Below are 15,293 nucleotides of genomic sequence, written 5' to 3'. Positions count from 1 at the left end.
AAAAATCGGCCGGCGGCGCCGGCCCGGCCGATCGTGCCGATCTATCGGTCTTTTCAAGGTCTTTCGGCTTGACTTGCCGCGGGAGCGGAGGCTAATGTAACTCCTCTTTTGCCCGGGTCGGGCGGCCATGAGGGCCTCCGGGACGGAGCAATGTGCGGTGTGGAGGTCGCCCCGTGACCATCGGCCACCCGGATCTCGTCCGCGCCATCATGGAGGAAATTCGCTCGACCGGGCCGATCCCCTTCGTCCGTTTCATGGAGCTGGCCCTCTACCACCCGCAGTACGGGTATTACATGCGCGCGCCCGAGGATCCCGCGGGTGAGCGGATCGGCCGGCAGGGCGACTTCTACACGAGTTCCGACGTGCATCCCATCCTGGGTCGGGCGATCGCGCGCCAGATCCGGCAGGTGGATGAGCGTCTCGGCCATCCCGATCCCTTCACGCTCGTGGAGATGGGGCCGGGCAAGGGCCTGCTGGCCCGGGACATCCTGGCCGACTGCGAGGCGCAGGCCCCGTCCTTTTCCCGCAGGCTCCGCTACCTCCTGATCGAGCGCAGCCCCGCCATGCGCGCCGAACAGCAAGCCGCGCTCGCGCCCTGGCTCGACCGGCCGGGCGCCGCGGCCTGGGTCGAGGGGCTGGAGGCGCTGGGGACCGGCGGCATCGTCGGGGCCCTCCTCTCCAACGAGCTGGTGGACGCCTTCCCCGTGCATCGGGTCGTCGTCCAGGGCGGAACCCTGCGAGAAATCTACGTGGATGCCAGGGACGGCCGCTTCCTGGAGCGGGTCGGCCCGCTCTCCACGCCGGGGCTCTTAGAGTTGTGGCGGCGAGTCGCCGATACGGACAGGGGGCCGCTCGACGGCCACCGGGCGGAGCTCAACTTGGCCGCGCTCGACTGGATGAAGGAGGTCGGCCGCGTCCTGGGCCGCGGCATCGTCCTGACGATCGACTACGGCCACACGGCGCAGGACCTCTACGGCCCCGAGCGCCGCCGCGGCACCCTGCTCTGCTACCACGCCCAGACGGTCAACGAGGATCCCTATTCCCGCGTGGGGCTCCAGGACATCACGGCGCACGTGGACTTCAGCAGCCTCGCCGAGGCCGGGGAGTCGGCGGGCCTCGCCGTGGCGGGCTTCACCAACCAGATGAGCTTCTTGATGGGCCTGGGCGTCGAGCGGATGCTGGAGGCGCTGGAGCCGGAGTCCCCGGAGTATCGATCCGCCGTGCACCTCCTGCGACCGGACGGCATGGGCCGCACGTTCAAGGTCCTGGTCCAGCAGCGCGGGCTCGATGGGGCGGCGCTCGACGGGCTCCGGTACAAGCCGTTTTTCGGGACCGCGCTGGCGGCGAGGGCATAGATGTCGAGCGACCTCGTTCCCTTGAACTACCTGCCGATCCTCCTCTTCATCGCCGTCGCGCTCGGCTTCGGCGCGGTGTCGCTGCTCGCGGGCTGGGTCGTGCGGCCGAGCCGCCCGTACAAGGCGAAGCTCCGGCCCTACGAGAGCGGGAGCCCCCTATTCATGGACGCCCGCGTCCAGTTCCCGATGCGGTACTACATCATCGCGATGCTCTTCGTGATCTTCGACATCGAGATCGTGTTCCTGTTCCCCTGGGCCGTGGCCTTCCGGAAGCTCGGCCTCGTCGGCCTGGTGGAGATGGCCCTGTTCATCGGCATCCTGGTGGTGGGTTTCTGGTACGCGTGGAAAAAGGGCGCGCTGGAGTGGGACTAGCGCCGGAGGCGCGTGTTTCGTGAAGCGTATCTCGTTCTCCGATTCGGACGCTTCACGTTGCACGCTTCACGCTTCACGAGGCTTTCATGGGACTGTTCGACCGACAACTGGACGCCAACGTCGTCACGACGAACCTCGACGCGCTGGTCAACTGGGCGCGCAAGTCGGCGCTCTGGCCGATGACCTTCGGCCTGGCCTGCTGCGCCATCGAGATGATCGCGTCCGTCTCCTCTCGCTACGACATCGACCGTTTCGGCGCGGGCGTCTTCCGGGCCTCCCCCCGCCAGTCCGACCTGATGATCGTCGCCGGCACGGTCACCCGGAAGATGGCCGAGGTCATCCGCCGCATCTACGACCAGATGCCCGAGCCCCGGTACGTGATCTCGATGGGCTCCTGCGCGACCTCCGGCAACCACTACAACAGCTACAGCGTGGTCCAGGGCGTGGACCAGATCGTGCCGGTGGACGTCTACATCCCCGGCTGCCCGCCCCGGCCGGAAGCCCTGCTGGACGGGTTGCTCAAGCTGCAGGAGAAGATCCAGCGGGAGAAGGTCTTCGTGAAGTAGGCTGGAGGGGGACGTGTTGAGTTTGTCGTCCTGAGCGGTGCGTTGTCTCGTCCGACTCAACACTCGCAACTCGACGTGCACCCATTACTGAACACGCTGAAGAGCAAGTTTCCCGACGCCGTGCTGGCCGTGCACGAGGACCGGACGCGCGGCGAGCTGTCCGCGCAGGTCGCGGCCGGGCGCATCCGGGACGTCGCCGCCTTCCTGCACGACGACCCGGCCGCGGCCTTCGACCACATCACGGACATCTGCTCCGTGGACTATCCCGACGCCCCGGAGCGGTTCGAGGTGGTCTACCAGCTCCTTTCGCTGCCGCACCGGACCCGCATCCGCCTCAAGGCCCGGGTCCCGGAAGACGCCCCCGTCATCGACTCGGTCGCCGGCATCTGGCGGGGCGCCAATTTCATGGAGCGCGAGGTCTACGACCTCATGGGGATCCGGTTCACGGGCCACCCCGACCTCCGGCGCATCCTCATGCCCGAGACCTACGAGGAGGGGCACCCCCTGCGGAAGGACTTTCCCACCGAGGGCCGTGGCTGGCGGAGCCGCTTCGACTTCATCCCCCGGCTGGACGAGCCCGCCGTCGAGCGGGTGGACGTGGATGTGCCGGAGGCCGAGAAGAAAACCTATTTGGCCGACAGCGGCACCTCCGCCGCCTACCGGACCGAGGAGCTGCTCCTCAACATGGGCCCGCAGCACCCGAGCACCCACGGCGTCCTGCGCGTCGTCCTGGAGCTGGACGGCGAGCGGATCGTCAAGGCGACCCCCGACCTCGGCTATCTGCACCGCGGGGTCGAGAAGCTGGCCGAGGGGCTGGCCTACATGCAGATCATCCCCCACACCGACCGTCTCGACTACGTCTGCTCGATGACCAACAACTACGCCTACGTCCGCGCCGTCGAGAAGCTCGTGGGCGTCACCGTGCCCGAGCGGGCCGAGTACATCCGCACGATCGTCGCCGAGATGCAGCGCATCATCGGCCACCTTTTCTGGCTCGGCACCCAAGCCCTGGACATCGGCGCGATGACGGTCTTCTTCTGGACCTTCCGCGAGCGGGAGGTCCTGCTCGACCTGTTCGAGAAGCTCTGCGGTGCGCGGCTCACGCTCAACTACTTCCGGATCGGCGGCGTGGACGGCGACTTCACCCCCGACCTGGTCGCGCGGCTGAAGACCTTCCTGGACGAGTTCCCGGCCCACATCGACGAGTACAACGAGCTGCTGCAGAGCAACCGCATCTGGCTGGGACGGACCAAGGACGTCGCCGTCATCTCCGCCGAGGACGCCGTCAACTTCGGCCTCACCGGCCCCACCCTCCGCGGGTCCGGCGTGGCCTACGACGTGCGGAAGCTGGAGCCCTACGGGGTCTACGACCGGGTGGAGTGGGAGGTGCCGATCGGCAAGAACGGCGACACCTACGACCGGTACTGGATCAGGATCGAGGAGATGCGCCAGAGCGCGCGCATCATCCGGCAGTGCCTCGATCAGATGCCGCCCGGCCCCATCATCGCGGACATGCCCCAGGTGATCCCGCCGCCCAAGCAGAAGGTCATGCGGGATATGGAGAGCCTGATCCACCACTTCATCATCTTCACGCAGGGCTTCAAGCCGCCCAAGGCCGAAACCTACTGCGCGACCGAGGCCCCGAAGGGGGAGTTGGGCTTCTTCATCGTCAGCGACGGCAGCCCGCGGCCCTACCGGCTGAAGATCCGCGCCCCCTCGTTCGTCCACATGGGCGCCTTCGACCACATGGCCCGCGGCTACCTGATCTCGGACATCATCACGATCTTCGGCACCTACGACATCGTGATGGGGGAATGCGACCGATAGGCGTGAGACGTGAACCGTTCAAGGTGGCTCCGTAGACATCCCCCGACCGTTCACGTTGCACCGTTCACGTTGCGCCGGAGACCGAAGACGGGGCCGTCGTGTTGAGAGAGAAATACCAAACGGAAATAGACGACATCCTGAGCCGCTATCCCGTGAAGCGATCGGCCATGCTGCCCCTGCTCTCCCTGGCGCAGCGGGAGGAGGGCTACGTCAGCGAGGCGGCGATGAAGGAGATCGCCGCCATCCTGCGGCTCACGCCGCCCCAGGTCTACGAGGTCGTGACCTTCTACACCATGCTCCGGCTCAAGCCGGCGGGGAAGTTCCACCTCCAGGTCTGCAAGTCGCTCATGTGCGCGCTGGTCGGCTCGGACGCGCTGCTGGGATGGCTGAAGGCGCGGCTGGGCATCGGCCCGGGCGAAACCACGAAGGACGGGCTCTTCACCCTCAGCACGGTGGAGTGCCTCGCCTCCTGCGGCACCGGCCCGATGATGCAGGTCAACGAGGACTACTACGAGCGGATCACCGAGGAGAAGCTGGACCGGATCCTGGCCGACCTGAAGCGGGACGGGACCTCGCCCTTGAAGAGCGGGCCGTTCATCCTGCCGGAAACGGTGAACGGGACGGGGTAACGGGTGAGGGGCGGAAGAGCCGGGGCCGGCGGCGTTTCGCCGCCCGCCTCAGGGAAACGACGACCATGCCGCGCTACGAACCGATCTTGACGAAAAACATGCTGACGCCGGGCTACACCGGCTCGCTGGCCGACTACGAGCGCGCGGGCGGGTACCAGGCCCTGCGCAAGGTCCTGGGCAAGGTCGCGCCCGCCGAGGTGACCGAGATCGTCAAGAAGTCCGGCCTGCGCGGGCGGGGCGGCGCAGGCTTTCCCACCGGCGTGAAATGGGGCTTCCTCCCCAAGGACCACCGGGGCCCCACGTACCTCTGCTGCAACGCGGACGAGAGCGAGCCCGGCACCTTCAAGGACCGCCAGCTCATCGAGCGCGACCCGCACCAATTGCTGGAGGGCATCCTGCTCGCCGCCTATGCCATCGGCGCCGAGACTTCCTACATCTACATCAGGGGCGAGTTCGCGCTCGGCGCGCGGATCCTGGAGCAGGCCCTGGCCGACGCCCGGCGGGCCGGTTACGTCGGCGCGAACATCCTGGGCACCGGCGTGCGCGCCGACATCTGGGTGCACCGGGGCGCCGGCGCCTACATCTGCGGGGAGGAGACGGCCTTGCTGGAATCGCTGGAGGGCAAGCGCGGGCTGCCGCGGGTCAAGCCGCCCTTTCCGGCGACCCACGGCCTCTACAACCAGCCGACCGTCGTGAACAACGTCGAGACCCTGGCCAACCTGCCCCACATCATCACCCGGGGGCCGGAGTGGTTCGCCGCGATCGGCTCGCCCCCCAAGAGCACGGGCACCCGGATCTTCTGCGTGAGCGGGCACGTGAAGCGGCCGGGCAACTACGAGGTCCCGATGGGCGTGACCTTCCGCGAGCTGATCTTCGAGCACGCGGGCGGCATGCGGTCGGACAAGCCGCTCAAGGCGATCATCCCCGGCGGCGCCTCCGCGGCCTTCTTCACCGCCGAGCACCTGGACGTGAAGCTGGACTTCGAGTCGGTGGCCCAGGCGGGCTCGATGCTCGGATCGGGCGGCGTGACCGTGATGGAAGAGGGCACCAGCATGGTCTGGGCCGCGCTGCGGTTGATGGAGTTCTTCTACCACGAGTCCTGCGGCAAGTGCAGTCCCTGCCGCGAGGGCAGCTCCTGGCTCGTGCAGACGCTGCGCCGCATCCTGGCCAAGCGGGGGCGCAAGGAGGACCTTGAAACCCTGGTCGATCTGTGCCAGAACATTGCCGGCCGCACCGTCTGCGCCTTCGGCGACGCCGAGGTCGCGCCGGTCATGAGCACGCTGAAGCACTGGCGGTCCGAGTACGAGGCGCTGATCCGCGAGGCGGAGGCCCTGGGCCTCGCCGGCGCGCCCGAGCTCGTGATGCCGGCCAGACATTGAAGGCCGTCAAGCGCAAGGGGTGAGGGGGCAGGCGTCGAAGCTCGGGACACTCGGGGGTTCGCTTCACGCCTCACGGAAACCATGCCGACGACCGTTGACACCATCCGCCTGACGATCGACGGGCAGACGATCGCCGTCCCGAAGGGCACGCTCGTCATCGAGGCGGCGCGCCAGGCCGGCGTGATGGTGCCGCATTTCTGCTATCACCCGAAGCTCAAGCCCGACGCCAACTGCCGCATGTGCCTGGTGGAGATCGAGAAGGTGCCCAAGCTCCAGACCGCCTGCAGCACCCCGGTCGCCGAGGGCATGGTCGTCCGTACCGCCACGACGGTCGTCACCCAGGCGCACAAGTCGGTCCTCGAGTTCATCCTCGCCAACCACCCGCTGGACTGTCCGGTCTGCGACCAGGGCGGCCGCTGCGACCTCCAGGACTTCTCGCACCAGTACACCCCCACCACCAGCCGTTTCATCGAGGTCAAGCGCGTCTTCCCGAAGGAGTACTTCAGCCCGCTGATCGAGACCCAGATGAACCGCTGCGTCCAGTGCCTGCGCTGCGTCCGGTACTGCGACGAGGTGATGGACGTCAAGGCGCTCGCGCCCTCCGGCCGCGGCACCATGACCGAGATCAAGCACTTCGCCGCCCACGAGCTGGACTGCGAGTTCTGCGGCGGCTGCGTGCAGATCTGCCCCGTGGGCGCCATCACCAGCCGGCTCTCCATGTACGAGTACCGCCCCTGGATGCTCAAGCGCGCGGACAGCCTCTGCGCCTACTGCGGGGACGGCTGCCGCATCACGATCCAGACCAAGTTCAACGAGCCGGTCGAGGTCATGTCCGCCCACGGCGCGGGCCGCAACAACGGCGACCTCTGCGCCCGCGGCTTCTTCGGCTACCATGCGGTCACCAACCCCGAGCGCCTGCGCACGCCCCTCGTCCGCCGGAACGGCGCGCTCGTCGAGGCCACGTGGGAGGAGGCGCTGGAGCACGTCGCCGCCGAGCTCACGCGGATCAAGATGGCGCACGGGTCGGACGCGATCGCCGGGCTGATCTCCTCCCGCTGCACGAACGAGGACCTCTACGTCTTCCAGAAGGTCCTCCGGCTCGCGCTGGGCACGAACAGGCTCGACAGCGGCGCCCGTTACGGCCAGGTGAACGCGGTCCGCGCGCTGCGCCGCGTCCAGGGCACGCATCGCTGGACCGTGACCTTCGAGGACCTCGTGGCCGCCGATTGCCTGCTCCTCGTCGGCACGAACATCACCGAGACCAACCCGATCGCCGGCCTCAAAGTGAAGGAGGCCGTCAAGAAGCGCGGCGCGACGCTCGTGACGATCGAGGCCCTGGAGCCCGCCATCGGCACGATCAGCAACATCGCCACCCTCTCCGCGCACCACTTCGGCATGAAACCGGACCGCATCGGCCACGCCGTCCTGGGGCTCATCAAGGCGACGGTCGAGGAGGGGCTCGTGGACGCGGCCCTCTCGCCGCGCGCGCCGGGGTACGTGACGGCCGTCGCCGAGGCCGTCGCCGCGGTCGGCTGGCCGGAGATCGAATCGGCGACGGGAGGGGGCCGCGCGGCGATCGCGGCGGCCGCCCGCGCCTTCGCCGGCGCGAGCCGCGCGGTCATCGTCGTCGGCCAGGGCGTCCTGCGGCAGCCGGGGGGGTACGGCACCTGCGTCACCCTGCTGGACCTGCTCCTGCTCACGGGCCGGCACGGCCGGCCCGGTTGCGGGCTGGCGCCCCTGGCCGAGGAGAACAACGACCAGGGCGCGGTCGAGATGGGCGCCCTGCCGGAGTTCCTCCCCGGCCCGGCCGACCGGACGGACCGGACGGCCGCCGAGCGGCTCGCCTCCCTGTGGAAGGAGGAGCTGCCCCAGGGCGCGGGCCGCCCCCTCCTGGACATCCTGGAAGAAGCGCGGGCCGGCCGGGTCAAGGCCCTGCTGGTCGTGGGGGAAAACCCCGCGGGCTCGCTCCCGCCCTCCTCCGGCGTCCGGGAGGCGCTCCGGAACCTGGACCTGCTCGTCTGCCAGGAGCTGTTCCCGACCGAGACCGCCGCGCTGGCCCATGTCGTGCTGCCGGCCTGTTCCTTCGCGGAGAAGGACGGCACCTTCACGAACGAAGAAGGCCATGTCCAGGCGATCCGGCAGGCCATCGAGCCGATCGGCGAGAGCCGGCCGGACTGGGAGATCCTCTCGGCCCTGTCCGTCCTCCTCGGCTATCCGATCGAATACGGCGACGCGCGGGAGATCCTCAAGGAAATCCGCACGCTCATCCCCGGCTACGGCCTCCTCGGCCCGGCGCCGACCCCGCTGCGCCCCGATCAGGCCGCGGTGGACCGGTATCTGACGGAGGGCTTCCGGGAGGACCTGGCCGCCCGCTACCGCCCGGCGAAACCGGCGGAGCCGCAGCCCGGCCACCTGATGCTGGTAGCCGCGCAGAGCCTGTTCCACTCGGGCAAGTTCTCGACCCGCGCCAAGGGCCTGCTGCAGGTCCAGGCGGCCGGCGCCCTGAGCCTCAACCCGGTGGACGCCGAGCGGCTCGGGCTCGCCGAGGGCCGGCCCGCGCGGCTCTCGAACGCACGGGGGACGCTGACCGCGCCGGTGAAGCTCTCGGAGCGCGTGCCGGCGGGCCTGGCGGTGTTTCCCGAGCATTTCGACGGGGAGGCGCTGGCGCTGTTCGAGGTCTCCGCCGACCCGCGGACCGGCGTGCCCTATTACAAGACCGCCTGGGTGAAGGTGGAGCGGGCGTAACACGACGCCATTCGGCACAGCCGCCACCCCGGACGGCGTGAATCCGGGGATGGCTCCGGATAGCGTCGACCCGGGGTCCGGAGTCTGTCATTCCGGCGAACGCCGGAATCCAGAATGAGACCTGGGCCCCGGCCTTCGCCGGGGTGACAACCGTTCGCCGGACCGACGAGGCTGAACGCCGACGGCGCTATTCGCGTGGAGGGGACCGTGACTGAAGTGGGAGTGAGGCTGGCCCTGTCGCTCGCCCAGATTGCCGCCGTGATGGGCGTGGTGATGCTGACCGTGATGATCCTGACCCTGGCGGAGCGCAAGGTGCTCGGCTGGATGCAGGACCGCATGGGCCCGATGGAAGTCGGCCCCTACGGCATCCTGCAGCCGATCGCCGACGGGCTCAAGCTCTTCTTCAAGGAGGACATCGTCCCCGCGGGGGCCAACAAGTTCCTCTTCAGCCTCGCGCCGATCCTCGCGCTGGTCCCGGCGCTCATCGGCTTCGCGGTCATCCCCTTCGGCCCGGCGATCCGCGTCGAGCTGTTCGGCGTCACCTTCACGCCCTTCGTCATCAGCGACATCAACATCGGCATCCTGTACATCCTGGCCTTCGCCTCGATCGGCGCCTACGGCGTGATCCTGGGCGGCTGGGCCTCCAACAGCAAGTACTCGCTCCTGGGCGGGCTGCGGTCCGCGGCGCAGGTCATCAGCTACGAGCTGAACATCGGGCTCGCCATCGTCGGCGTGCTGCTCCTGGCCGGTTCCCTGAGCCTCGTGAAGATCACCGAGGCCCAGAGCGGGTGGTTCTGGAACTGGTTCGCCTTCGCCCCGCCCTTCCCGCAGATCTTCGCCTTCGTGGTGTACGTGATCTCGGCGGTGGCCGAGACCAACCGCGTGCCCTTCGACCTGCCCGAGGCAGAGAGCGAGCTGGTGGCCGGGTTCTTCACCGAGTACAGCGGGATGCGGTTCGCCTTCTTCTTCATCGCGGAGTACGCGAACATGATCATGGTGTCCTGCCTGGCCGCCGCCCTGTTCCTGGGCGGCTGGAACGCCCCGGCCCCCTTCCTACAGTTCAACGGGTCGCTGGCGCACCTGGCCTGGCTGTCGGGCATCTTCTGGTTCACGATCAAGGTGTATTTCTTCCTGTTCCTGTTCTTCTGGCTGCGCGCGACGCTGCCGCGGCTGCGGTACGATCAGCTCATGCGGTTCGGCTGGAAGGTGCTGCTCCCGATCGCGCTGGGGAACATCCTGATCACCGCGATCGCGGCGTACCTGTTCCCGCGATGAGGCATCGCCGATTGATTCAGTGACGGATTCGTCGTTGCCGATGGGGACGCATGCTTCTTTCGATGACTCCTTGATGCAATGATCCAATGAGACCCTTTCACCTCAAGGCCTGGCTCAAGACCATCACCTTCTACGAGATCCTCGTGGGCATGAAGGCCACGCTCGGCCACCTGCTGCGCTACCGGCCGATCACGCTCCAGTATCCGCACGAGAAGCGCACGCTGCCCGACGGCTACCGGGGCATGCTGGCCCTCCTGCGGTACGACGACGGGACCGAGAAGTGCGTCGGCTGCGACCTCTGCGAGGCCGCCTGCCCCTCGCGGGTCATCAAGGTGTTCAGCGACGAGGTGCCGGGCGAGCCGACGAAGCGCTACGCCCGCGAATACTACATGGACATGACCCGCTGCCTGTTCTGCGGCCTCTGCGTGGACGCCTGCCCCGTGGACGCCCTGGGCATGACGCGGGAGTTCGAGTGGGCCGTGTACGACAAGCGGCAGCTCCTGCTGAACAAGCAGCAACTGCTCGCCATCGGCGACCGCTCGTACCCGGTGCGCGAGAAGCGCTTGGAGCTGCAGCATCCGAACGTCGCCTTCTTCAACGTCGCCTTCAAGCACCTGCCGCCGAAGGAGAGCTGAAACGCCCGTGGCCCAGCTCTTCTTTTTCTACTTTGCCGGAGTCATCGTCGCGACCGCGGTGCTGGTCGTAGCGCTGCGCAACCCCATCTACAGCGCGCTCTCGCTGCTCATCCTGTTCTTCCACGTGGCGGGCCTCTACGTGACCCTGCACGCCGAGTTCCTCGCGGCGGTCCAGGTCATCGTCTACGCCGGCGCCATCCTGGTCCTCTACCTGTTCGTCGTGATGCTGCTGAACCTCAAGCGGGAGGACCGGTACCACGCCCAGTTCCCCGCGGCGCTCCTGCTGGGCCTCACCCTCGCCACCGAGGTGGTGATGCTCCTCGTCCAGCGGGGGCTGGAGGAGCGGCCGTCGGTGCCGCCCGCCGGCGGGATGGACCAGGTCCCGGCGGCCGCGGGCAACACCGAGACCATCGGCGAGGTGCTCTACTCGACCTACCTCTTCCCCTTCGAGGTGGCCTCGCTGATCCTCCTGGTGGCGATGATCGGCGCGATCGTGCTGGCCAAGAGGGACATCGGAGGGCGTGAAGCGTGAGGCGTCTCCGGTCCGAGCTCCCGGCGAGCGACGCGTCTCGATCGACGGTTCGCGAGAGATAGCCCATGGTGCCCCTCTCCTATTACGTGACGCTGAGCGCGATCGTGTTCGCCACCGGCCTGGTCGGCGTGCTGATCCGCCGGAACATCATCATCATCCTGCTCTCGGTGGAGCTGATGCTGAACGCGACGAACATCAACTTCGTCGCCTTCTCCCACTACTATCAGAACGTCGCGGGCCAGGTCTTCGTGTTCTTCGCCCTGACCGTGGCGGCGGCCGAGGTGGCCGTGGGGCTCGCGATCATCATCGCGCTGCACCGCAGCAAGGCCAGCATCAACGTGGACGAGTTCAAGTTGTTGAAGTGGTAGGGGGAGACCGTTGCCCGCTCGGCCTGCCGGGGCTCGGAGCCGACTTCGCCGGAGGAGCGGTCGCTCCCGGAGGGGGGAGCGGTTGAGCCCCGGCAGGCCTCGCAGTTGATCGACGAGAGCGGTTACCGATGCTGTACGCCTTGATCCCATTGCTCCCCTTCTTCGCCTTCCTGATCCTCGGCCTGGCCGGCCGCTGGATCAAGGACCGGGCGCACCTCGTCGCCGTCCCGGCGGTCACGGGCTCGTTCGTCCTGTCGGTCCTGGCCTTCGTCGAGGTCGCGCGCGGCGGGCCCGTCGCCGTCCCGCTCTACACCTGGCTACAGTCCGGCGACCTGACCATCGCGTTCGGCCTGGCCATCGACCGCCTGACCGCCTGCATGCTCCTGCTCGTCACGATCGTCAGCTCGCTCGTCCACGTCTACACGATCGGCTACATGCACGGGGAGAAGGGTTACGCCCGCTTCTTCGGCTACATCGCGCTCTTCACCTTCTCCATGCTGATGCTCGTCATGGCCGACAACTTCCTCCAGCTCTTCGTCTTCTGGGAAGCCGTCGGCCTCTGCTCCTACCTGCTGATCGGCCACTGGTACGAGCGGCCGGCCGCCTGCGCGGCGGCCACCAAGGCCTTCGTCGTGAACCGGGTCGGCGACTTCGGGTTCCTCCTCGGCATCCTGCTGATCCTCTACAACTTCGGCTCCCTGGAGTACCGCCACGTCTTCGCCCAGGCCGGCGACTTCGTCGGGGACACGGTGAACCTGCTCCGGCCCCTGGGGGGGACCTGGGAGGTCTCCACGCTGACGCTGATCTGCCTGCTCCTGTTCCTCGGGGCGATCGGCAAATCCGCCCAGGTGCCCCTGCACGTCTGGCTGCCCGACGCGATGGAGGGCCCCACGCCGATCTCGGCCCTCATCCACGCCGCGACGATGGTCACGGCCGGCGTCTTCATGGTCGCGCGGCTCTCGCCGCTCTACAACCTGTCGCCCGTCGCCCTCGACGTCGTCGCCCTGACCGGCGCCGCCACCATGGTGCTCGGCGCCACCATCGCGCTCACCCAGCACGACATCAAGCGCGTCGTCGCCTACTCGACCGTCAGCCAGCTCGGCTACATGATGATGGCCTGCGGCGCCGGCGCCTACGCGGCCGGCATCTACCACCTGCTCACCCACGGCGCCTTCAAGGCCCTGCTCTTTCTCGGCTGCGGGTCCGTCATCCTGGCTCTCCATCACGAGCAGGACATGCGGCGCATGGGCGGGCTCAAGGACCGGCTGCCGGTCACCTACCGGACCTTCGTCGTCGGCTCGCTCGCCCTGGCCGGCTTCCCGCTCACCGCCGGCTTCTTCAGCAAGGACGACCTGCTGCTGGGCGTCTGGTCGTCGGGACCGTTGGGGCAGGCCTTGACGCTCCTCGGCATCGCCACCGCCGGCCTCACGGCCTTCTACAGCTTCCGGCTCGTCTTCGTCGCCTTCTGGGGCGAGCCGCGCCGGCAGGCCCACGGACACGGCGCGGACTCCCACCACGCGGCGGAGGTCCACGAGCCCGGACGCGTCGTCACTGCGCCGCTGATCGTCCTGGCCGTCCTCTCGATCGTCACGGGCTACCTGGGCCTGCCGGGCTTCCTGGAGCCGGCGATCCCCGGCCCGGCGGGGCCCGGGGCGGCGCACGGCGGGCCGGCGGCCTGGGGGATCATGGCGCTCGCGACGCTGGCCGGCCTCGGCGGGATCGCGTCCGCCTACCTGGTCTACGTCAAGTCGCCGGGCCTGGCGGACCGGCTGGCCGAGCGCTGGGCGGCGGTCTATCGCGGCTCGCTCAACAAGTGGTACGTGGACGAGGCCTACGACCGCGCGCTGGTGCGGCCGACCTTCACCGCCGCCGACCGCCTGTGGCGGCGGGTGGACGTGGGCGTGATCGACGCGACCGTCAACGGCGTGGCCCGCGCCGTCGCGGTCGGGGGATGGATCCTGCGCCTGGCGCAGAGCGGGCAGACCCAGCACTACGCCCTGGGCATGACCCTGGGCGCCGCGCTGATCCTGACGATGTTCCTCCTCTTCTGACATGAGCGACCTGAGCCAACAGAGCGGCGGGTTCCCCTGGCTGACGCTGATCGTCTTCCTGCCCCTGGTCGGGGCGATCGCGCTCTTCTTCGTCAAGGAGGCCTCCGTGCGCGCGGCCGCGCTCGGGGTCGCGCTGGTGGAGCTCCTGCTCTCGCTCCCCCTCTGGTGGCTCTTCGACCCGACCACGCCGCGGATGCAGTTCGCCGAGCAGACGCAGTGGATCGCCTCCCCGCCCATCTCCTACCACCTCGGCCTCGACGGCATCAGCCTGCCCCTCGTCCTGCTGACCACGCTCCTGACGCCCTTCTGCGTGCTCGTCTCCTGGAACGCGATCGAGACCCGCGTCAAGGAGTTCATGGCCAGCCTGCTCGTCATGGAGACGGCCATGCTCGGCGTCTTCGCGGCGCTCGACTTCGTGCTCTTTTACATTTTCTGGGAGGCGATGCTGATCCCGATGTACCTGATCATCGGGGTCTGGGGCGGACCCGACCGGATCTACGCGGCCATCAAGTTCTTCCTCTACACCCTCGTCGGCAGCGTCCTGCTCCTGGTCGCGATCATCGTCCTGTACGTCAACGGCGGGCAGACCTTCGACATCCTCCTGCTGAGCCGGGTGGAGTACCCGTCCGGGCTGCAGCACTGGCTCTTCTGGGCGCTGTTTTTGGCCTTCGCCGTGAAGGTCCCGATGTTCCCCTTCCACACCTGGTTGCCCGACGCGCACGTCGAGGCGCCGACGGCCGGCAGCGTCGTGCTGGCGAGCGTGCTCCTGAAGATGGGCGCCTACGGCTTCCTGCGGTTCACGCTCCCGATGCTGCCCGAGGCGGTCGAAACCTTCACGCCGGTCGTCGTGGGCCTCTCGCTGGTCGCGATCATTTACGGCGCCTACATGGCGCTGGCCCAGGCCGACCTCAAGAAACTGATCGCCTACTCGAGCGTCAGCCACATGGGCTTCGTCACGCTCGGCATCTTCGCGCTGAACGCCCAGGGCATCGAGGGCGCCGTGATGCAGATGATCAACCACGGCATCACGACGGGCGCGCTCTTCCTCTGCGTCGGCCTCATCTACGAGCGGACGCACAGCCGCTTGATCGCCGACAACCGGGGGCTCGCCGGGCCGATGCCGCGCTACGCGACCTGCCTGGTGATCTTTGCGCTCTCCTCGTTGGGGCTGCCGGGGACCAACAGCTTCGTCGGCGAGTTCCTGGTCCTCGTCGGGGCCTTCGAGTGGAGCCGGACCGCCGCCGCCGTCGCCGCGCTCGGCGTGATCCTGGCCGCCGCCTACCTGCTCTGGATGGTCCAGCGCGTGGCCTTCGGCGAGGCCGGACGCCGGACGGCGCGCCTGACCGACCTGAACCTTCGGGAGATGGCGCTCCTCGTCCCGCTGGTCGCGCTCGTGTTCTGGATCGGCCTGTTCCCGAACCCGCTCCTCTCGCGCATGCACGCGAGCGTGGACCACCTGATCGCGCACAGCGAGCCGCCCGTCGTCCGGGCCGCCGGCGCCCGGCTCACCGCTTCGGCTCCCGCTTCCGACCATCCCACGCTCAACGGTCAGCAATGAC

Annotated in this window: 13 protein-coding genes and 1 pseudogene; all 14 read left to right on the top strand. The window is 68.4% G+C overall.

The annotated features are described in order from the left end of the window. Positions 1-173: 173 nt before the first annotated feature. The 14 genes and pseudogenes from AC1U7O_RS02130 (at position 174) to AC1U7O_RS02065 (ending at position 15,292) form a co-directional block, all read left to right on the top strand. A complete protein-coding gene (locus tag AC1U7O_RS02130) occupies positions 174-1,355 on the top strand; it encodes a class I SAM-dependent methyltransferase (RefSeq protein ID WP_479892918.1) in 1,182 nt (393 codons plus the stop codon). Then, the gene (locus tag AC1U7O_RS02125; protein WP_479892917.1) at positions 1,356-1,727 is read left to right on the top strand and encodes an NADH-quinone oxidoreductase subunit A; all 372 of its coding nucleotides are present in this window, start codon (positions 1,356-1,358) and stop codon (positions 1,725-1,727) included. A gap of 86 nt (positions 1,728-1,813) precedes the next feature. Continuing rightward, positions 1,814-2,293, top strand: coding sequence for an NADH-quinone oxidoreductase subunit B (locus AC1U7O_RS02120; RefSeq protein WP_479892916.1), 480 nt, complete (start codon positions 1,814-1,816; stop codon positions 2,291-2,293). Between the two features lie 75 nt (positions 2,294-2,368). Next, a pseudogene (locus tag AC1U7O_RS02115) lies at positions 2,369-2,767 on the top strand (NADH-quinone oxidoreductase subunit C); the annotation flags it as partial. A gap of 156 nt (positions 2,768-2,923) precedes the next feature. Next, a complete protein-coding gene (nuoD, locus tag AC1U7O_RS02110; RefSeq protein WP_479892998.1) occupies positions 2,924-4,120 on the top strand; it encodes an NADH dehydrogenase (quinone) subunit D in 1,197 nt (398 codons plus the stop codon). A gap of 98 nt (positions 4,121-4,218) precedes the next feature. Beyond that, the gene (gene nuoE / locus AC1U7O_RS02105) at positions 4,219-4,749 is read left to right on the top strand and encodes an NADH-quinone oxidoreductase subunit NuoE (protein ID WP_479892915.1); all 531 of its coding nucleotides are present in this window, start codon (positions 4,219-4,221) and stop codon (positions 4,747-4,749) included. Positions 4,750-4,814: 65 nt separating this feature from the next. After that, a complete protein-coding gene (gene nuoF, locus AC1U7O_RS02100; RefSeq protein WP_479892914.1) occupies positions 4,815-6,128 on the top strand; it encodes an NADH-quinone oxidoreductase subunit NuoF in 1,314 nt (437 codons plus the stop codon). An 81-nt stretch (positions 6,129-6,209) separates the two neighbouring features. Further along, positions 6,210-8,873 carry an NADH-quinone oxidoreductase subunit NuoG gene (gene nuoG, locus AC1U7O_RS02095; protein WP_479892913.1) on the top strand — a complete coding sequence of 888 codons (2,664 nt, stop codon included), beginning with the start codon at positions 6,210-6,212 and terminating at the stop codon, positions 8,871-8,873. Positions 8,874-9,080: 207 nt separating this feature from the next. Next, on the top strand, positions 9,081-10,148 hold the full coding sequence (nuoH, locus tag AC1U7O_RS02090) for an NADH-quinone oxidoreductase subunit NuoH (RefSeq protein ID WP_479892912.1): 1,068 nt from the start codon (positions 9,081-9,083) through the stop codon (positions 10,146-10,148). Positions 10,149-10,234: 86 nt separating this feature from the next. Next, positions 10,235-10,783, top strand: a complete 549-nt coding sequence (nuoI, locus tag AC1U7O_RS02085; RefSeq protein ID WP_479892911.1) for an NADH-quinone oxidoreductase subunit NuoI — start codon at positions 10,235-10,237, stop codon at positions 10,781-10,783. Positions 10,784-10,790: 7 nt separating this feature from the next. Then, positions 10,791-11,315, top strand: a complete 525-nt coding sequence (locus AC1U7O_RS02080) for an NADH-quinone oxidoreductase subunit J family protein (RefSeq protein WP_479892910.1) — start codon at positions 10,791-10,793, stop codon at positions 11,313-11,315. A 65-nt stretch (positions 11,316-11,380) separates the two neighbouring features. Further along, entirely contained in the window at positions 11,381-11,683 is a 303-nt protein-coding gene (gene nuoK, locus AC1U7O_RS02075; protein ID WP_479892909.1) for an NADH-quinone oxidoreductase subunit NuoK, read from the top strand. Between the two features lie 128 nt (positions 11,684-11,811). Then, complete coding sequence (nuoL, locus tag AC1U7O_RS02070) at positions 11,812-13,734, top strand: NADH-quinone oxidoreductase subunit L (RefSeq protein WP_479892908.1); 1,923 nt, start codon at positions 11,812-11,814, stop codon at positions 13,732-13,734. Between the two features lies 1 nt (position 13,735). After that, entirely contained in the window at positions 13,736-15,292 is a 1,557-nt protein-coding gene (locus AC1U7O_RS02065) for an NADH-quinone oxidoreductase subunit M (RefSeq protein ID WP_479892907.1), read from the top strand. The last annotated feature ends 1 nt before the right edge of the window (position 15,293 follow it).

The organism is Candidatus Nitrospira neuquenensis (assembly GCF_979578155.1).
Note: the sequence above shows the minus strand (reverse complement) of the source record. Positions and strands in the feature narration are given on the sequence as shown.